We start from the raw sequence: 17,138 nt of genomic DNA, 5'->3' as shown, positions 1-17,138 counted from the left end.
CGTGATCCAGATCACTTTCAAACTATAAGTCGTGTACTAGCGGCTTTGGTTCAAATTCGACTTGGGCAGTTCTAATTTGGGCAGTCTAACTTGGACAGTCTAATTAGCTCCCAATGGACGGTCAATTTCCTGCGAAAACTGGCTTGTCCCACCAGGAATCAATCGAACCAGACCGCATAGATTTTCCTGAAGCTGCCGTCCTCGGTAGCGATGTGCAGCCACTGATCGACAAACGCCTTCAGCACGACGTCGCGCTGCAGCCAATAGGCCTTCTCGGCAAAGTCGAACGGCTTTTCGGGATGCACCGCGCAGAGCACGCCCGGATGCTGTTTCTGCTGGTAGCGGGTCTCGGAAGAGTCCGTCATCATCAGGTCGGCGTTGCCCTTGGCGATTTCGTCGAAAATCGTGACGTTGTCGTTCCACATCTTGATCTCGGCGTTCCTGATGTTCGCCTTGGCGAAGCGTTCATTGGTGCCTCCGGGATTGACGATGACGCGCGTGCCGGCCTTGTCGATATCGGTGATGGTCTCGTACTTGCCCTTGTCGGCGCAGCGGGCGATCGGCGTCTTGCCCTCGCGCATGATCGGCGTCGAGAACATTCCCTTCTTCTGCCGGTCGAGCGTGATCGAGACGCCGCCCATCGCAATATCGAAATTGTCGGCTTCAAAATCCTTCATCAGCTGCGGCCACGCCGTCTGGACGTACTCCACCTTGACGCCGAGCGCCTTGCCGAGCGATTCCGCCATGTCGACGTCGAAGCCGCGGAATTTCGACGTGGCCTTGTCGAAATAGGTGAACGGCAGATAGTCGCCGGTCATGCCGACCCGCAGCGTGCCGCGCTTGATGATGTCGTCGAGGCGGGAATTCGCCGGCTGCTGCGCGTGAGCGACTACCGTCCACAGCATGACGAACGCAAGGCTGGCGAACATCCGAATCATCACGTCTTCTCCACCGTCGAAATAGATGACATCTTGAAGCGATGGCGTCGGATTTAAACCAGATACCGACGCGATGCCAGCCGGAGAAATCGAAACGTGACCATCTCGCTTCACGAAGCTTCCGTCGGCGTGTTCGTGCCGTATCTTAGGAATCTGTCCGATCTTCTCGACCAAGCCTCGGCCTATGCCGAAGCCCGAAACATCGATCCCGCCGTCCTTCTGAACATGCGGCTCTCACCCACCATGTACAGCCTGAAGCAGCAGGTGGGAGAAGCCAACCGGCATGCGATCGTTGCCGGCGCGCTGCTGGCCGGCCGTGCTCCCCACACATTCTCGGATACCGAGCCCGACATCCCCGAGCTCAAGGCGCGAATATCCGCGGCGATCGATTTCTTGCAGGGCTTGCCGCGCGCCGAGATTGACGCCGCAGCCGACAAGGAAGTCGCCTTCACTTTCAAGAACGGCGCCCAGCGAAAATTCACAGGAAAATCGTTGCTGCTGACGTTCAGCGTTCCGCAGTTCTTCTTTCACGTCACGACGGCCTACGACATCCTGCGCCACGCCGGTGTCGATATTGCCAAGAAGGATTTTCTGGGACCGCCGAGATAACGCTTGCCGGTAGCTACGCTTCGCCGCTGTCCTTGCGAAGTAGATTGGCGGCGGCGCCGTGTCCGGTCATCTCGCTCTTCAATTGCTCGAAGCGCCGGCGTGCGTCGCTTTCGCGATCGTCCACCATCTGGATCGCGGCTTCCCTCGACATCGGGCCGTTGACGATCGGCGCGGAATTCTCCCCGATGGTCTCGTCGACATAGTAAGCGCCATTGTCGAGGCGGACCGTCCATTTGAAACGGATCGCGGCCATCGGCCCGGGGCCGAACTTGGAGTAGCCATGAGCCTCAATCGGCGGAGGGATCACGGGAATCGGCGGAGGGACGACGGGCCCATGCTCCGCGACCGCGGGTTTTTCGGGCTCGCGATGGCTCTCCGGGCGGTCGAGAATGCTGGCGATGGCCGCCAGCGCGTTGTCGGTCGGGTCGCTTCGGGTCACGATTCAGCCTCCGGATCGGGGCGTCGTGAGCAGAATTAAGGTCGCCGTTGCCGCCCCGTGTCTTCCCTCGTTACCGAATAAGGCTGCACCTTGTCCATCCGTGGCGCTTTTGGGGCAGGAGTTACGCACATACCGGCGGTATTTTGTTCCTCCAGGGCCGTTCCTGTTCGAGCTGGCCGGCCAGCCGGAACAGGGTCGCCTCCTCGCCGAACCGGGCCGAGAACATCATGCCAAGCGGCAATCCGGCCTTGTTCCAGGCCAGCGGCACCGACATCGCCGGCTGGCCGGACATGTTGAACATGGAAGTCCCCGGCATATAGCGGCGCAGGATCGGGGCAATATGCGACAGATCCTCCGACATGGTGTTAAGTTCGCCGATGCGCAGCGGCGGCGCGCACAATGTCGGACACAGGAAGACGTCGCAGCCCTCGAAGAAAGCCGCCAGCGAGCGCGAAATCTGGAAGGCTGCGAGCTGGGCGGCGACATAGTCGGTCGCGGTGTTCTTTTGCGCGTTGTGAGCGTGCGCCAACGTCAATATCTCGAAATCGTTTTCCGTTGCGGCGCGCCCGAGCCTTTGCTCGATCAGCCGCACCGTCAGGGCGGTGTTGCCGCCGACGATGGTGGTTATGGCCGCGGCCGGATCAGCGGCAAGCACCGGCGCCCGTTCCTCGACGTGATGGCCAAGCCCCGCCAGGAGGCTCGCAATCTCGCGCACGGCGGCCGCGATTTCCGGATCGATGGCGTCGCCATATGGCGATCTGTCGGTGAAGGCGATGCGGAGTTGGCCGGGATCACGGCCGACTTCCTGCGAAAACGGCCGTTCCGGCGGCGGCGCCACGTAGGGGCTGGACGCTTCAGGGCCATGGATCGCGTCCATCATCACCGCGCTGTCGCGCACGCTGATGCTCACGACATGGCCGCAGGAGAATCCACCCCAGCCTTCGCCGCGATCCGGGCCGAGCGGATTGCGCGCCCGGGTCGGCTTCAAGCCGAACACGCCGGAGGCGGAGGCGGGGATCCGGATCGAGCCGCCGCCATCGCTGGCATGTGCGACGGGGAGGATGCGGGCGGCAACCGCCGCCGCCGCGCCGCCCGACGACCCGCCGGAAGAATGCGCGAGATTCCAGGGATTGCGGGTCGGCCCGTGCAGGCGCGACTCCGTCGTCGGCATCAGGCCGAATTCGGGACTGGAGCTCTTGCCGAAGATCGAGACGCCGGTGTCGAGGAAGCGCTGCGCCAGCGTGCCGCTGTGGTCGGCCACGAAGTCCTTCAGGACCGTGGCGCCTGAGGTCGTGCGCGTTCCCTCCAGGAGGTCGAGGTCCTTCAGCAGGAAGGGTACGCCGGTAAAGGGGCCGTCGGGCAGGCCGCGCTCGATCTGGCGTTCGGCATAGTCGTAATGCTTGACGACGACCGCGTTGATCTGCGGATCGACCTTCGCGGTACGGGCGATGGCCTCGTCGAGCAATTCCTGGGCCGAGACCTGTTTCTTCCGCACCAATTCGGCGAGGCCGACCGCGTCGAAATTGCCGTATTCCTTGAACGCCATGCGCATACCTCGCTTCCCGGCCGGTCGGTGGACCGGCCGCGCTCAGGGTCACTTACTGCGGACGCTTCAGCCGAGCACGTCCTGATTGATCACGTTCTGGCGCACGGGATCGCCATCCAGCACGCTCAGAATGTTGCGGGCGGTCTGCTCGCTCATCCGGTCCACGGCTTCCACCGTAACGCCCGCGACATGCGGCGCCATGATGACGTTGGGCAGGGCGAGCAATGCCTGACCAGCCGGCGGGGGCTCCTGCTCGAAAACGTCTAGGCCGGCGCCGGCAAGCTTGCCGGACACCAGGGCGGCGTGCAGCGCGGCCTCGTCGACGATTCCGCCGCGCGCCGTGTTGATCAGATAGGCTGATGGTTTCATCCGCTTCAGCCGGTCGGCATTGAACATGCCGACCGTCTCCGGATTCTTCGGGCAATGGATGCTGACGAAGTCGGCACGCGGCAGCGCGGCATTGAGGTCGGCGATCGGATCGCAACCGGCGGCCTTGATGTCGGCGGTGGGCTTGTAGGGGTCGAAAACCAGGACGTTCATTTCCATTGCGAGACAGCGCTTGGCGGTGCGCGTGCCGATGCGGCCAAAACCGATGATCAGCACCGTCTTGCCGAAGAGGTCGTAGGGCAGCATCCCCAGCCTATCAGCCCATTTGTCATCCCTGACCAGCGAATGCATTTCCGTCGCGCGCTTGGCGAGCGTGAGCATCATGAACAGGGCATGCTCGGCAACGGACGGCGAATTGGCGGTGCCCGCCACCATCAGCGGGACCTTGCGGCGGCTGAGCGCGGGAACGTCAACGGCGTCGAACCCGACGCCGATCCGGGTCACCACCAGCATGTCTTTCGAGGCTTCGAGCTCGGGCTCGCCGAAACGGGTACCGCCGAGGGCGACGCCGTGGACCGGCGCATGCTCCTTCAGCTTGGCTTCGAAATCCTGCTGCGAAATCATGTTGGGAAATTCGACGAGTTCGATGTCGTCTCGCGCGTGAAGTAGCGCTCTTCCCGGCTGCGACATCGATTCCGTGACGAAGATTTTCTTCTTGTTGGTAGCCATTTCCTGCCCTTAGGTCTCGCAATTGCGCCGTCAAAGGACGACGCCGGTCACCTCGTTTAGCAGGTGCATGTTATTGAGGTCCACAGCCAATCGAAGCGGGCCGCCATCGTGCGCGCCGGCGTTGGGATTGACCCGACCGCAGACCTGCGCGCCTTCGAGCGTGAAATAGACCAGGGTCTCCATGCCCATCGGCTCGGTAACGTCGAGCACGGCGTCGAACGGCTCGATGCCCGGCTCCTGGTGCGGTCTTGCCTCCGTGATGTGCTCGGGTCTGATCCCCAAAAGCAATCTATCGGTGCGCGGGACTGCCTGGTAGCGGGCGGCGCGGGCCGGCGGCAGCGGGAAGGCGAGGCGGTCGGTCAGGCGGAGATGGAGCTTGCCGCCGGCATCCTCCAACCGGCACGGAATAAAATTCATCGCCGGCGAGCCGATGAAGCTGGCGACGAACTTCGTCGCCGGCTTGTGATAGAGTTCGTTCGGCGTGCCGATCTGCTCGATGCGGCCATGGTTCATCACCACGACACGATCGGCGAGCGTCATCGCCTCCACCTGGTCGTGGGTCACGTAGACGGTCGTGGTGCGGACCTTCTGGTGGACCTTCTTGATCTCGATCCGCATCTGCACGCGCAGCTTGGCGTCGAGGTTGGACAGCGGCTCGTCGAACAGAAACACCTTTGGATTGCGCACGATGGCGCGGCCCATCGCGACGCGCTGACGCTGGCCGCCGGACAATTGCTTCGGCTTGCGGTCGACGAGCTCGACGATGTCGAGCATGCGCGCGGCCTCGTCGATCCGCGTCTTGATCTCGGCTTTTGGATATCGCTTCAGGCGCAAGCCGAACGACATGTTTTCGGCGACCGTCATGTGCGGGTAGAGCGCGTAGTTCTGGAACACCATCGCGATATCGCGGTCCTTCGGCGGCACGTCATTGACGACATCGCCGCCGATCATGATGTCGCCGTCGGTGATGTCCTCCAGCCCCGCGATCATCCGCAGCGTGGTCGACTTGCCGCAACCCGACGGTCCCACCAGCACGACAAACTCATGGTCGGCGATGTCGAGGTCGATGCCGCGCACCGCCTCGACCTCGTCATAACGCTTCACCACCTTACGCAACGTCACGTCAGCCATGGATTTCAACCCTTTGTCGCGCCGGCGGTGAGGCCGGCAATGTAATAGTCCATCAGGAACGCGTAGATGATGAGCGGAGGCGCCGCGCCGAGCAGGGCGCCGGTCATGATCTGTCCCCAGTTGAAAACGTCACCCTTGATCAGGGTGGTAATGATCCCGACCGGCAGCACCAACTGATCGGTCGAGGTCGTGAACACCAGCGGATAGAGAAATTGCGCCCAGGAGACGGTAAAGGCGAAGATGGTTGCCGCTATCAGACCAGGCATCGCGACCGGGATAAAGATGCGCGTCAATGTCTGGAACCATGACGCGCCATCGATGATGGCGGCCTCGTCGAGCTCCTTGGGGATGGACGCGAAATAGCCGATCATGATCCATGTGCAGAACGGCACAGTGAGCGTCGGATAAACGATCAGCAGCACGTACCACCGGTTGATCAACTGAATCCCGGTCCATTCGCCAAAGGCCGCAAACATTTTGAACAGCGGCAGAAACAGCAGCGTATCGGGGATGAGATAGGTCAGGAAGACGCCGGTCGCGAGCGTCGCCGATCCCCAGAACCGCATGCGAGACAGCGCGAAAGCCGCGGGCACGCTGATCAACATGGTGATCGTCACCACGATGACCGATACCCAGGCTGAGTTCCAAAAGAACCTCAGGAACTGGTTCGATGTCAGCAATCCGACGTAATTCGAAAGAGTTGGATGGAATACCCACCACGGATTGGTCGCCGCCGAGATTTCGGCGCTGCTCTTAAGTGAGGTGATCAGCATATAGAGCGGAGGCACCAGCGAGAAGATCGCGAACAGGACAAGAAAGAAGTACGACCATCGCAGCGCCCAAGCGCGGTCGCGGCTCATACTGCCATATTTGATTTTGCGGGTTGGCCCAGCCTTGTCGATCACAGCGGTGCTTGTCATCAGGCTTCATTCCCGCGTTTGTTGATGTCGCGGAGGATGAAGATCGCCGCGATCGCCAGTATCGGAAACATGAACAGCGAGACGCTGGCGCCGAGCGGGATGTCACCGCCCTCAATACCGAGGCGGAACGCCCAAGTCGCGAAAATATGCGTGTGATCCAGCGGACCGCCGGCGGTCAGGATACGGACGATGTCGAAATTCGCGAAGGTAACGATGAGCGAGAACAGCGTCGTGATCGCGATGATGTTGCGCATCATTGGCAGTGTCACATACCAGATCCGCTGCCACCAGTTGGCGCCGTCGATCGCCGCGGCCTCATAGAGCTGCTCGGGCACCGACTTCAGTGCAGCTAGATACATGATCATGAAGAATGGCGCACCATACCAGACGTTGACCAGGATGACCGAGAAGCGCGCCCAGACGGCATCGCCGGTCCAGGGGATCGGTCCGATGCCGAAGAATGAAAGCGTATAGTTGAAGGCACTGTAGGAGGGGTCGAACAGCCAAAGCCAGGCGAGCGTGCTCATCGCCGGTGGAATAACCCACGGCACCAGCAGCATTCCACGCCACTTGCGTTGACCTTTAGCAGGAATGTTGTGAACGAAATGCGCGACGATAAAACCGATCAGCGCCTTGAAGGCGACGGCGGTGATGGCGAAGATGCACGATTGCTGCACCACCAGCCAAAATGTTTGCCGTTTGAACAGGAATTCAAAATTGCCCAAGCCAACGAAGCGCTGCATCGATTTGTTCAGAGTCGCCAGATGCAGCGAATAGAAAGCTGGATAGAGAACCAGAATTGCGATCAAGAGGATCAGTGGAAGGGTCATCAGAAAAGCCGCGGTGGACTTTCGCTTCATCGCGGTTCGCAGGCTTGAGCGCCTTCGCGTCCCGGCACCAGCAGCGCGGTTCGACTGAAGTGTGACATCAACCATGACGCATCGTCCTCGCGGGATGTATCACCGGGAAGGCGGCGCTTGCCGATTCCCTGGTGCTGACAGGTAATGAACCCGCGCCGCGGCAGCGCGGTCGGAGGCCGCCGCGGCGAAGTCCTTCAGCTCCGCATGAAGCCTTCGCACTCGCCTTCTGCCCAGGCGAGCGTGCTTTCCATCTTTTCCCCCTGACCGTGGCGTAGGCACATTTTGGTGAGCGTGGCCTGCACGTAGATTTGCTGAGCTATCTTCGGGGGGGCCGGCGAGGCCGCGATCGATAGGGTCTGATGGTTGAAGGGGTTGGGGTAGTGATAGAGGGTGCCCTTCGGCGGCCCTTCCTCGGCCCAGGTCTTCAGCGTCGTGAGTTTCTCGTATGCCGGCAGGTCGTATCCGCCGCTGGCTGCAACGAGTTTCTCAATCGATGTCGGCTGCGAGAGGTGCGCAATGAGGCTCTTCGCGGCTGCCTTGTTCTTGGAGAAGCTCCACACTGCCAGAAAGTAGGGAAGGTGTGGCGCAAAGCGGCCCTTCGGTCCTTTCGGAAAACCGTGGGTCCAGCACTGTTCGGCGACCTGCGGTGCATCGCGCTTGGCGACAGCCCATGCGCTTGGCGGGTTCATGATCATGGCGCCCTTACCGGACACCAGCCACCTGTTGTTCGAGGCATCATCCCATGCTCCTGCATCGGGCGGGAGGAACGCGATCAGCTTTTTGTAGTACTCGAGCGCCTGCCGCACCTCGTCGGTCTTGACCGTCAGGTTGCCCTTGGCATCGACAAGCTGCGCGCCGAAGGACTGGAAGATCGCGCCCGCTGTGTCGACGGAGTCGGAGGTTTCGCCCAGGCCGATTCCGAAGGGAACGCCTCCTTTAAAGCAGGCTTCCGCTGCCTTCAGGAAGGTGTCGGTCGTCCAGTTGTCCGCTTTCGGCTGGGAGCCGGCGGGATACATTTCCTGCACGTCGATATTGGCGAATTTCTTCATCAGATCGATGCGGGTGCAGGGACCCTTGATCTGGCTGCCGATGCAGAAAGGAACAGCATGCCACTTGCCGTCGAGTTGGCCGAGATACTTCACGGTATCGTTGACTGCGCCGTTCTGCGCAATCAACGGCGTCATGACGTCGTTCATCGGCTCAAGCAACTCAGTTTGGGCATGCGGCCACCAGGTCGGCATTGCCAGAATGTCGTGGCCAGACTTCGCTTGAGCCTCGGCGGCAATCGTGATCTCGTTTTTCCTGCCGTTGCTGGTGATGTAGTCGATCTTGACCTCGACCTTCTCTTTCTCGGCCCAGTCCTTGACGAGATCGGTGCTTGCCTTGTTGGCGTCGGGCACCCAGTGATCCCAGAACCCCATCGAAAGCGATCCTGCAGCGTGGGCGCCACGCACATAAGGCGCGGTGACGAGGGCTGCGGATGACAGCGCAGTAGCAGCAATGAATTGTCGGCGAGAAACCTTCTTGCGTGACATGATGTTTCCTCTTTGCTTGCTTTTTTGTTGTCGTCTTGTCGTTCCTCTTCTTATTCTTATTGGCATTCACGCGATCGCGCCGGTTTGGGGTGGCGTGCTCCGCGGAGATTTGGTTGCGAAATCAGAACAGAATTAAACGCGTCTGTCGAGAAATGACATGTGCGAAATTCTAGAACTAACGTTGCGTGTAAAATTTCCAGCAGTCGGAATACTGCAATGCCTCTCTGCGGCATATTGCGTTGCACACGACATCATGAACGGGAGAGAGTTTAGGGATTGCGGTCGGTGCCTCAGGGTTCCCGGTCCACGGGTTTTGGAATTTCGACGCCAGCGATAACGGTCGGCGCCGCGGCTAGACTTGCTCGTCGCTAAGACGATAAGATTCGGATTCGAGGACACCAGTTCTGGTTAACGACCACGGAGACCAACAATGACCAGCCCGACATCCAAACTGCGCACGCATTGGAAAGTGTGCGCGGCCATGGGGTTGGCCGCCATCATGCTTCTCAACGCGCCGCGGGTTGCGGATGCGCAGGTGGTTCAGGGCGTCGAGAAGGGCGCCCGCGAGGGTAACAGGGCGGCGGGCCCGGTCGGCGGCGTGCTTGGTGGCGCCATTGGCGGCGTCGTGGGCGTCGTGACGGGAGTCACCGGTGTGCTGACCGGCGCAACAGGCAGCAAGAGTGGTCCAGCGCCGGCGGCGAAAGAAAGCAAGCAGGGCGACGCAGCGAAGCCAGCGAAGGCAGCCAAGGGTGGCAAGAAAGAAGCGGCCAAACAGCAGGCCGCCGCTACCCAGGCCGCAGCGCCGCAACTGACGGCCGAACAGATCGTCGCCAACAGCGACGCCAATATCGAGCGGATCAAGAAAGAGCTAAACCTCACGCCCGAACAGGAGAAGCATTGGGCCGGGTTCAACAGTGCGATGCACTATCTCGGTCATAACGGCGCCGATCGCCTCAATCTGCGCGTGGCGCGCGCCAAGCGCGATCCCCCCGATGACATCATCGAGCAGATGCGCAATGAAGCCCAGTTCCTCAACGACCGCGCCGTCGATCAGCGCAACGTGGCCGATGCGGCCGAGCCTCTATTTGCCAGTCTGAACGACAAGCAAAAGGCGGTCTTCATTCAGGAAATGGTCAATCTGAGCCACGAGCGCGGGCTCGATTAGCGGGCCGGCTGGACGAATAGCCGGGTACGCATGCCCTGGGGTAGGTGGAAAGGCGCGGGCACCCGGCTACTCTGCCGCAGCGGCGCGGCTCCCCCAATCTCATTGCAATGATGATGAAACCCTGACGAACTCGCGCCTTAGTGATGGCTGACTTGCGACGTTGTCGGGAACTTCAGTCTTTGACCGGCAGTGTTGCACCCCAACATCAGGTGCGCTTGACGCCACAGTGTCGAAACCGCTTCGGCCGGCCCGGACGCAGCTGAATTGGGTTCGAACCCGCTGATGGCAGCGGGCCTCAGGTTTTCGGGAAATTCAGTTCGACGCCGACACCATCGGGATCGTAGAGGAAGAACTGCGTATCGCCGGTGCGCGGCACGATGCTCTCGCGGAATTTGACGCCTTTCGACTGCAGGCGCTTGCGCATGCCTTCGACATCGGTCGCTGCAAAGGCGATATGGTCAAGCCGGCCGGTATCTTCGTACTTCTTTTCGGTGCCGCGCACCACGATGCCCTCGCGAGGCTTGCGCGTCCCCATCAGATGCACCGTGGCGGTGCCGCCGGAATAGAGCCAATAGCCGGGGAAGTCGAGCGGAGGGCGGTCGCCATTCTCAGGCCCAGCACGTCGCAGTAGAAATCCTTGGTTCGCTCAAGGTCAGATGGTTCGATGGTGTAGTGCTGCAGTCCGCCGAGTCCCATGGTCGTCTCCTAGACAAAGCTGAGGTCGGTATCGACGCCCATCATCCAGGCGCCGACGGTTTCAAAATGCCTGAGCTGGCCCTGCAGCTGCTGGGTCACGGTATGGATGTCGCGGAAGCGGCGCTCGAGCGGATGGTTCTCGAAGATCGCGGTGGCGCCTGCGGCATTGTAGGCAAAGTCGACCGCCTCGCGCGCCTTGTGAATGGCGTGGGTCGAGGCCATGCGGATGTTCATGCGCTGCGCCACCGTGATGGTCGCGCCCGCGGTGAGATCTTTCCAGGTGTCGGCCATCGACTGCAACACGTAGCCGCGCGCGGCGCGGAGATTGACTTCCGCCTGGGCGAGGTTGCACTGGACCACGGCATTATCCCGCAACGACACCTTCGTGCCACGCGGCACCTTGTTGCGCATCGTCTCGACGAAGTTGTCGAGTGCGGTGCGGGCGATGCCGCAGGCGACGCCGGCAAAGCCGACCTGGTAACAGGTGTGGTTACTCATGCGGTAGAGCGGGCCGCTCTCGCGGCATTCGCGGTCGAACTCGCGGGTAATCGAATGATCTGCACGCACGAAGAAATCGTTGAGCGCGAACTGGTCGCTGGCGGTGCCGCGCAGGCCAACGGTGTTCCAGATGTCGGTCCACTCGACGTCCTCGGAGCGTACCAGCATGGTCCGCTCGAGCGGCACTCCGTTAGCGTCGTATTTGGGCGAACCGTCGGCGGCATGGATCGGGCAGTGCGCTCCGAGCCAGGTCGCATGCCGGCCGCCGGATGCAAAGGACCACACGCCGGTCACCCTGTAGCCGCCTTCGCATTCGACCGCGCGAACCCTGGGGCCGGGCCCCCACGCCAACACCGCGCGCGGATCGCCGAAGATCGCCTGGGCTACCGGCAGGTCGAGATAGGCCGCCGACATCGCGCAACCGCCGGCCTGGCTGAGGCACCAGGCGGTGGAAGCATCAGCTTTGGCGATGGTTTCGATGACGTGGAAAAAAGTGACCGGATCGGTTTCGATCCCGTTGGTCGAGCGGGGCAACAACAGACGGAACAATTGCGCGTCGTGCAGCTTGTCGAGCAGCGCTGGCGGCAGCCGGCGCGCGGTCTCGATGTCGTCGGAAGCCATCGCGACGTCAGGACGTATGGCCTCGGCCCGGGCGATCACCGCCAGGTCGCCGGCAAGATCGGCAGAGTTTGCGATCGGTGTATTCAAGACCATGCCTGCCGGTCCATCGCGCCCGTGTAACCTGTCATTGGTGGAAAGGCTATCGTGCCATCGCCGCGACCGGCAAGTCCATGGTGACGCGGAGCACATCTGCGAATAAGCGATTGAGATTTCGTGCCGCTCTGCACCATGGAGGCCGAAGACAAACGCATCCTCCGCAAAACCGCGCTTATTCCGGTCTCCCGGACGCGCGCCGACTTTGTTTAAGGTTTTGCGCTAGCCTTGCGGTTTGATCGGGATCGATCGGGACGAGACGGACGGCATGGAAGAGAAGCGAAAGTATCCGCGAACAGAGACTGACGAGCCCGCCTATGTTTCGTCGGGCGGCTCCGTCATGCCCTGCGTGGTGCGGAATATCTCGCGCGAGGGAGCGGCGATCGATGTCGACAACCCGGCCTTCGTCCCGCAGCACTTTCGCCTGGTGATGGCAAAGGATTCTTCGATTGTGCACGAGTGCCGGGTCGCCTGGATCCAGAAGAATCGTATCGGCCTGACCTTCATGATGATCGTGGAGGCGGTCGCGGAACCGCCGCGATCGTAACGCGGAGCACGTTACTCGATCCGCAACTTTGCATCGCGTACTACCTTGCCCCACTTGTCCATCTCCAGCCTGATACGCGCGCCGAACTGATCCGGCGTATTGGCGACCGGTTTGAAGCCGAGCTTGGTGAGGCGCTCCTTGACATCAGGCTGTGCGACGATCCCGGCAATCTCGCGATGGAGCAGATCGACGATCTCTTTCGGCGTCCCGGCCGGCGCGACGATGCCGGTGAGGGTGTCGGCGTCCTGATCCTTCACGCCCTGTTCGGCGAAGGTCGGGACGTCGGGCATCCCGGCGGCACGTTCGGTTGACGCCACGCCCAGCGCGCGCAGTTGTCCGCTCTGCACCGCCGACAGGGCAGGCGGCAGCGCGGTGAAGGCGATCGGCGTGTGCCCGCCGACCGTTGCCTGGATCGCCGGCCCGGCACCTGTGAAAGGCACGTGGACCAGGTCGAGCTTGAAGGCGAGCCGGAACAGCTCGCCGCCCAGATGCGGCGTCGAGCCGATGCCGGGACCGGCAAAGCCGTACTTGCCGGGGTTGTCCCGAATGAGCTGCACCAGCTCAGGGAGTGTCTTGGCGGACACTTGCGGGTTGACCACCACGACATTCGGAGAAACCGCAACCAGCGTCACCGGCGCGAAATCCTTGACCGGATCGTACGGCACCTTGGCGTAGAGGCTGGGATTCACGACGAAGCCGGTGCTGATCACCATGATGGTGTGGCCGTCCGGCGTCACGCGCGCGACCTGGCCGGCCGCAATGTTGCCGCCGGCGCCGCCGATGTTCTCGACGAAGAATTGCTGGCCGAGATTGTCGGTGAGCTTCTGCGACACGATGCGGGCGATGGCATCGGTCGGTCCGCCGGCGGGAAAGCCGACCACGACACGCACCGGCTTGCTCGGATAGTTTTGCGCCGATGACGCCGCGACGCCGGACAGCAGCCACGCCGCTGCCAACACTACGCGCAAAGCCGCGACCATGGCGCTCTCCCCAATATGTTTGTTGGGGCCATCATCGACGAGGTCGTGGCGCCAGACAAGGGGTGATCGCGACCGCCTGCGGCCGCTACTTCTTGAGCAACGGCACGATCCGTTCTTCCAGCTCCTCGAACGGCATCGAGCCCTGCAGTCGCACACCGTTGAGAAAGAAGGTCGGCGTCGAGGTGACCTTCAACTCCCGAACGGCGTATTGCTGGTCGGCGGTCAGCTTGTCGAACTGGGCCTGGTCTTTCTCGCAGGTCTCGACGTCCTGTTCGCTCATTCCGTGCTGCTTGCCGACATAGAACAGCGTATCCTTGGTCTGCGCCATCAGGCGGTCCTGCAGCTTGAACATGGTCTCGACCGCGCTGAGATATCTTTCGGAATCGCCGTTGCCGATGCAGCGCGCCAGTATCGAAGCGGCGGCGGCCTTGATGTCGAGCGGAAATTCACGGAACACGAAACGCACCTTGCCGGTATCGATATATTTCGACCGCAACATCGGGAACACATTCTGGCCGAAGGCTGCGCAATGCGGGCAACTCATCGAGGAATATTCGGTGAGGGTGATTGGTGCGTCCGCAGATCCGATTGCAATGTCCGGCAGCGATAACGGTTTGGCGACCGCCGCGGCGATCGCGCTTTGCGCGATGGCTGCACCTGAGAAAGCCGGTGATGCGAAAGCAAGGAGAACAGTGAGGGCGATGCGGTGACGAACGTTCAACGGTTACTCCGAAACGAACTGGCGAGAGGTGGCGAGCCGTCATATCCGGCAGTTTTACTGGTTTTGCAAACCAAAAGCCACCGGACCTGACTGCGATCGGAGTTGACCGTGAATTGTTGGCGATCCAATCATAGGCGGCGACGGGAAGCGCAAGGCAAACTCTGCAAACCAAACAAGAGAACGTCATGACCCAGCACACGGCGCTGTTGAGCGAAACGCAGACAGCGGATGCCATGTTGCGCGCAAGGGCCCGGTTGGTGGTTCCAGGAGGCATGTGGGGCCATCTGAATGCCGCGCGGCTCCCGGAAGGCTATCCGCAATTCTTCGCCTCCGCGGAGGGCTGCCGTGTGCGCGACGTCGATGGGCGCGAATATATCGATTTCATGTGCAGCTGGGGGCCGATTGTGCTCGGCCATCGGCATCCCGAGGTTCAAGCGGCGGCTGAGGCGCAAGCCGCCAAAGGAGATTGCTTCAACGGCCCGGGGGAGGTCATGGTGGAACTCGCCGAAGATCTCGTCGCCATGCTGCCGCATGCCGATTGGGCGATGTTTCAAAAGAACGGCAGCGATGCGACCACGAGCTGCGTGACGATCGCCCGCGCCGGCACCGGCCGCCGCAAGGTGCTGGTCGCGCGTGGCAGCTATCACGGCGCGCTGCCATGGTGTTCGCCAAGTGTTGTCGGGGTAACGGCCGAGGACCGCGCGCATCTCCTGCATTTCGAGTACAACGACGGGCAGAGCCTGCGGGCGGTCGTCGAAGAGGCGGGCAAGGATCTCGCGGCGATACTGGTGACGGCTTTCCGCCACGACATGGGACGCGATCTCGAATTGCCCACGAAGGAATTCGCGGCAGCCGCGCGTGCGGCATGCGACGCGGCCAATGCGGCTTTGATTATCGATGAAGTGCGGGCCGGCCTGCGCCTCGATGTCAGGGGGAGCTGGGAAGCGCTCGGCGTGCGTCCGGACCTGTGCGCCTGGAGCAAAGCGATCGCCAACGGCTATGCGCTGGCTGCCGTTACCGGCAACGATCGCTTTCGCGAAGCTGCCACCAAGGTCTTCGTCACCGGGTCGTTCTGGTGCGGCACGGTGGCGATGGCGGCGGCGCGGGCGACGTTGCGGATTGCGCGCGAGGCCGATGTGGCCGGGCATATCCGCGCGATGGGCTTGCGGTTGCGCGAGGGACTGGCGTCGCTGGCGAAAGAACATGGCATCGCGATCCGCCAGAGCGGCCCGCCGCAGATGCCGCTGATGCTGTTCGAGGCTGACCCGGAGGTACGCAAGGGCAGGGCGTTCTGCTCGGCCGCGCTGCGCCACGGCGCATTCTTTCACCCCCAGCACAATATGTTCCTGTCCTTGGCGCATCGGCCAGCCGATATCGACGAGGCGCTGCAGGCAGCCTCACACGGCTTCAAGGCCGTCCGAGAAATGGAAGCGAGATCCAATCGATAAGTCGTAGGTACCGACCGGAGCCGATTGGGGATTTGCGGGCATCAATAAAATGCCCCGCACCGCGGTCTTTACGACCGGCGATGGCGGGGCAGTCTTAGGAGAAAACGGCGAGATCGCCGAATGATGCGGACATCATCGTCGAGCATCATGTAGATCGACATTCCGCTCTTTTGGCTGCGTTCGCATTGAGCTGGATCAAATAGCCAGTACGCCGGGCGTGAGAACGAGCGCGACGAAGCACCCGAGCGCGCAGGCCCGGCGGTTTAATTCGTCGCGGTCAGTTCATCACGCGACGCGGTTCCATGCGTGTCCGGGGGCGGGCGTATAGCACGCCGGATGTTCGAACTCGGGATGATCCGCCAGGTGCGTGACTTCGACGCAATCGGCATTCAGACGGTCGTTGTCGACCAACCGCTCCGCCAACACCAGCGCCTGGGCGGGGCCGACCGATTGGACCTCGATCTGGCGTTGCAGGCATTTGAAGCTATGGCCGTCGGAATTACAGAGATCTTTGTAGAAGGAGACGCGATAACTGTTCATCTTGCACTCCCTTCCTTCCGGCACCTTGTCGGCCAGCTTATACTCTCAAGCATCCATGTCCGCCAGCCGCTGGCGGTTGCGCAGCACGATTTGACGGGCGCTCGAAAATACCAGAACGCCCTGGCCGCTGAGTTGGGAAAGCGCCCGCGAAACGGTCTCCAGCGTCAGGCCGAGATAGTCGCCGATGTCGGGGCGCCACATCGGCAGGGCCATCATGCCGGCCTTGGCGAGCCGGCGGTCCATTTCCAGCAGGAAAGTCGCAACTTTTTCCATCGCGGTCTTGCGGCCCAGAAGCAACATGTGGTCTTCGGCGTGCCGGAGGTCGCTTGCGGTCATGGTCCAGAGGGTATGGGCGACCCGGACATTCGATCCCGCGGCGGTTTCCAGGCTGCGACGCTTCACCAGACGGACGGTAGTATCGGCGATCGCTTCAGCGGTCAGGCGATGGGTCGAGCCGGCATCGAGGCCGAGCACGTCGCGCCGGGCACTGACCCGGGTCCTGCAGCTGATGGTTGACCACCGGATTAAGAGCCTCCCCGTGCTGGATGCCGAGCAGCGGCTGGTCGGAATCATTGCGCGCGAAGACGTCATGCGCGCGCTGACCGAGAGCGCGCGGATAAGTCGCGGCTGCAGCAGATTGGCGCGCATCTGACGATCTCCTGTTCCATGCATCAAGAAATGGCATAACGCCATGGGCTGGTGCCGCGCTGCTGACGTTGCCATGTTAGGGAGAGTTCGCTCGGGCTCGATTGACGAGGATCAATCGCTGCTCGGTCGCACCGGCTAGGCTGCACA

General features: G+C 61.8%; 20 protein-coding genes. 5 read left to right on the top strand and 15 right to left on the bottom strand.

Features of this window, described 5'->3' with window-relative positions; all coding sequences use genetic code 11:
• Positions 1-158: 158 nt before the first annotated feature.
• Entirely contained in the window at positions 159-938 is a 780-nt protein-coding gene (locus V1279_RS16265; RefSeq protein WP_442894781.1) for a transporter substrate-binding domain-containing protein, read from the bottom strand.
• Positions 939-1,034: 96 nt separating this feature from the next.
• Here V1279_RS16265 and V1279_RS16260 point away from each other — a divergent pair, with 96 nt between their 5' ends.
• Positions 1,035-1,547 carry a DUF1993 domain-containing protein gene (locus V1279_RS16260; protein WP_334437582.1) on the top strand — a complete coding sequence of 171 codons (513 nt, stop codon included), beginning with the start codon at positions 1,035-1,037 and terminating at the stop codon, positions 1,545-1,547.
• 13 nt (positions 1,548-1,560) lie between these two features.
• Here V1279_RS16260 and V1279_RS16255 read toward each other — a convergent pair whose 3' ends face one another.
• The 7 genes from V1279_RS16255 to V1279_RS16225 all read right to left on the bottom strand — a co-directional run bounded on the left by V1279_RS16255 (position 1,561) and on the right by V1279_RS16225 (position 9,034).
• Positions 1,561-1,986: a hypothetical protein gene (locus V1279_RS16255; RefSeq protein WP_334437579.1), complete on the bottom strand. Its 426-nt coding sequence runs from the start codon at positions 1,984-1,986 to the stop codon at positions 1,561-1,563.
• A gap of 121 nt (positions 1,987-2,107) precedes the next feature.
• A complete protein-coding gene (locus tag V1279_RS16250) occupies positions 2,108-3,532 on the bottom strand; it encodes an amidase (protein WP_334446419.1) in 1,425 nt (474 codons plus the stop codon).
• A 66-nt stretch (positions 3,533-3,598) separates the two neighbouring features.
• The gene (locus V1279_RS16245; protein ID WP_334437576.1) at positions 3,599-4,588 is read right to left on the bottom strand and encodes a hydroxyacid dehydrogenase; all 990 of its coding nucleotides are present in this window, start codon (positions 4,586-4,588) and stop codon (positions 3,599-3,601) included.
• Positions 4,589-4,618: 30 nt separating this feature from the next.
• Positions 4,619-5,719 (bottom strand): ABC transporter ATP-binding protein, encoded by a 1,101-nt coding sequence (locus V1279_RS16240; RefSeq protein WP_334437574.1) that lies wholly within the window; start codon positions 5,717-5,719, stop codon positions 4,619-4,621.
• Positions 5,720-5,724: 5 nt separating this feature from the next.
• The gene (locus V1279_RS16235; protein ID WP_334437572.1) at positions 5,725-6,639 is read right to left on the bottom strand and encodes a carbohydrate ABC transporter permease; all 915 of its coding nucleotides are present in this window, start codon (positions 6,637-6,639) and stop codon (positions 5,725-5,727) included.
• Positions 6,639-7,574, bottom strand: a complete 936-nt coding sequence (locus V1279_RS16230) for a carbohydrate ABC transporter permease (RefSeq protein WP_334437570.1) — start codon at positions 7,572-7,574, stop codon at positions 6,639-6,641. The genes V1279_RS16235 and V1279_RS16230 overlap by 1 nt, the downstream gene beginning before the upstream one ends.
• Before the next feature lie 119 nt (positions 7,575-7,693).
• Positions 7,694-9,034, bottom strand: coding sequence for an ABC transporter substrate-binding protein (locus V1279_RS16225; protein WP_334437568.1), 1,341 nt, complete (start codon positions 9,032-9,034; stop codon positions 7,694-7,696).
• A gap of 430 nt (positions 9,035-9,464) precedes the next feature.
• Here V1279_RS16225 and V1279_RS16220 point away from each other — a divergent pair, with 430 nt between their 5' ends.
• The gene (locus V1279_RS16220; protein WP_442894780.1) at positions 9,465-10,199 is read left to right on the top strand and encodes a Spy/CpxP family protein refolding chaperone; all 735 of its coding nucleotides are present in this window, start codon (positions 9,465-9,467) and stop codon (positions 10,197-10,199) included.
• 295 nt (positions 10,200-10,494) lie between these two features.
• On the opposite strand, the gene V1279_RS16215 is transcribed toward V1279_RS16220, so the two are convergent.
• Genes V1279_RS16215 through V1279_RS16210 form a run of 3 tightly spaced genes read right to left on the bottom strand, consistent with a single transcriptional unit; the run spans position 10,495 to position 12,107 of the window.
• Entirely contained in the window at positions 10,495-10,743 is a 249-nt protein-coding gene (locus V1279_RS16215; protein WP_442894779.1) for a VOC family protein, read from the bottom strand.
• Positions 10,734-10,895 carry a VOC family protein gene (locus V1279_RS37835; protein WP_442894778.1) on the bottom strand — a complete coding sequence of 54 codons (162 nt, stop codon included), beginning with the start codon at positions 10,893-10,895 and terminating at the stop codon, positions 10,734-10,736. Before V1279_RS37835 ends, V1279_RS16215 begins: the two co-directional genes overlap by 10 nt.
• Positions 10,896-10,904: 9 nt before the next feature.
• Complete coding sequence (locus V1279_RS16210) at positions 10,905-12,107, bottom strand: acyl-CoA dehydrogenase family protein (protein ID WP_334437565.1); 1,203 nt, start codon at positions 12,105-12,107, stop codon at positions 10,905-10,907.
• A gap of 268 nt (positions 12,108-12,375) precedes the next feature.
• On the opposite strand from V1279_RS16210, the gene V1279_RS16205 reads away from it, so the two are divergent.
• Positions 12,376-12,654, top strand: a complete 279-nt coding sequence (locus tag V1279_RS16205; protein WP_334437563.1) for a PilZ domain-containing protein — start codon at positions 12,376-12,378, stop codon at positions 12,652-12,654.
• An 11-nt stretch (positions 12,655-12,665) separates the two neighbouring features.
• Here the strand turns inward: V1279_RS16205 and V1279_RS16200 are convergent, their stop codons facing one another.
• Positions 12,666-13,634 carry a Bug family tripartite tricarboxylate transporter substrate binding protein gene (locus V1279_RS16200; protein WP_334437560.1) on the bottom strand — a complete coding sequence of 323 codons (969 nt, stop codon included), beginning with the start codon at positions 13,632-13,634 and terminating at the stop codon, positions 12,666-12,668.
• Between the two features lie 85 nt (positions 13,635-13,719).
• The gene (locus tag V1279_RS16195; RefSeq protein ID WP_334437557.1) at positions 13,720-14,355 is read right to left on the bottom strand and encodes a DsbA family protein; all 636 of its coding nucleotides are present in this window, start codon (positions 14,353-14,355) and stop codon (positions 13,720-13,722) included.
• Between the two features lie 185 nt (positions 14,356-14,540).
• Here V1279_RS16195 and V1279_RS16190 point away from each other — a divergent pair, with 185 nt between their 5' ends.
• Positions 14,541-15,803: an aminotransferase class III-fold pyridoxal phosphate-dependent enzyme gene (locus tag V1279_RS16190; protein ID WP_334437554.1), complete on the top strand. Its 1,263-nt coding sequence runs from the start codon at positions 14,541-14,543 to the stop codon at positions 15,801-15,803.
• Between the two features lie 285 nt (positions 15,804-16,088).
• On the opposite strand, the gene V1279_RS16185 is transcribed toward V1279_RS16190, so the two are convergent.
• Both V1279_RS16185 and V1279_RS16180 read right to left on the bottom strand, forming a co-directional pair.
• A complete protein-coding gene (locus V1279_RS16185; RefSeq protein ID WP_334437552.1) occupies positions 16,089-16,343 on the bottom strand; it encodes a hypothetical protein in 255 nt (84 codons plus the stop codon).
• A 45-nt stretch (positions 16,344-16,388) separates the two neighbouring features.
• Positions 16,389-16,934 (bottom strand): helix-turn-helix domain-containing protein, encoded by a 546-nt coding sequence (locus V1279_RS16180; RefSeq protein ID WP_334437550.1) that lies wholly within the window; start codon positions 16,932-16,934, stop codon positions 16,389-16,391.
• Here V1279_RS16180 and V1279_RS16175 point away from each other — a divergent pair.
• Complete coding sequence (locus V1279_RS16175; RefSeq protein ID WP_334437548.1) at positions 16,882-16,995, top strand: hypothetical protein; 114 nt, start codon at positions 16,882-16,884, stop codon at positions 16,993-16,995. The genes V1279_RS16180 and V1279_RS16175 overlap by 53 nt on opposite strands.
• The last annotated feature ends 143 nt before the right edge of the window (positions 16,996-17,138 follow it).

This window comes from Bradyrhizobium sp. AZCC 1610 (assembly GCF_036924515.1).
In the GTDB taxonomy this organism is placed as follows: domain Bacteria; phylum Pseudomonadota; class Alphaproteobacteria; order Rhizobiales; family Xanthobacteraceae; genus Bradyrhizobium.
The sequence above is the reverse complement of the archived record's forward strand: the minus strand, read 5'-3'. Positions and strand labels throughout refer to the sequence as shown.

Coding starts and splice junctions, on each gene's coding strand:
- V1279_RS16265 (WP_442894781.1), bottom strand. CDS start 938: ATGATTCGGATGTTCGCCAGCCTTGCGTTCGTCATGCTGTGGACGGTA.
- V1279_RS16250 (WP_334446419.1), bottom strand. CDS start 3,532: ATGGCGTTCAAGGAATACGGCAATTTCGACGCGGTCGGCCTCGCCGAA.
- V1279_RS16245 (WP_334437576.1), bottom strand. CDS start 4,588: ATGGCTACCAACAAGAAGAAAATCTTCGTCACGGAATCGATGTCGCAG.
- V1279_RS16240 (WP_334437574.1), bottom strand. CDS start 5,719: ATGGCTGACGTGACGTTGCGTAAGGTGGTGAAGCGTTATGACGAGGTC.
- V1279_RS16235 (WP_334437572.1), bottom strand. CDS start 6,639: ATGACAAGCACCGCTGTGATCGACAAGGCTGGGCCAACCCGCAAAATC.
- V1279_RS16230 (WP_334437570.1), bottom strand. CDS start 7,574: ATGGTTGATGTCACACTTCAGTCGAACCGCGCTGCTGGTGCCGGGACG.
- V1279_RS16225 (WP_334437568.1), bottom strand. CDS start 9,034: ATGTCACGCAAGAAGGTTTCTCGCCGACAATTCATTGCTGCTACTGCG.
- V1279_RS16220 (WP_442894780.1), top strand. CDS start 9,465: ATGACCAGCCCGACATCCAAACTGCGCACGCATTGGAAAGTGTGCGCG.
- V1279_RS37835 (WP_442894778.1), bottom strand. CDS start 10,895: ATGGGACTCGGCGGACTGCAGCACTACACCATCGAACCATCTGACCTT.
- V1279_RS16210 (WP_334437565.1), bottom strand. CDS start 12,107: ATGGTCTTGAATACACCGATCGCAAACTCTGCCGATCTTGCCGGCGAC.
- V1279_RS16205 (WP_334437563.1), top strand. CDS start 12,376: ATGGAAGAGAAGCGAAAGTATCCGCGAACAGAGACTGACGAGCCCGCC.
- V1279_RS16200 (WP_334437560.1), bottom strand. CDS start 13,634: ATGGTCGCGGCTTTGCGCGTAGTGTTGGCAGCGGCGTGGCTGCTGTCC.
- V1279_RS16190 (WP_334437554.1), top strand. CDS start 14,541: ATGACCCAGCACACGGCGCTGTTGAGCGAAACGCAGACAGCGGATGCC.
- V1279_RS16185 (WP_334437552.1), bottom strand. CDS start 16,343: ATGAACAGTTATCGCGTCTCCTTCTACAAAGATCTCTGTAATTCCGAC.
- V1279_RS16180 (WP_334437550.1), bottom strand. CDS start 16,934: ATGACGTCTTCGCGCGCAATGATTCCGACCAGCCGCTGCTCGGCATCC.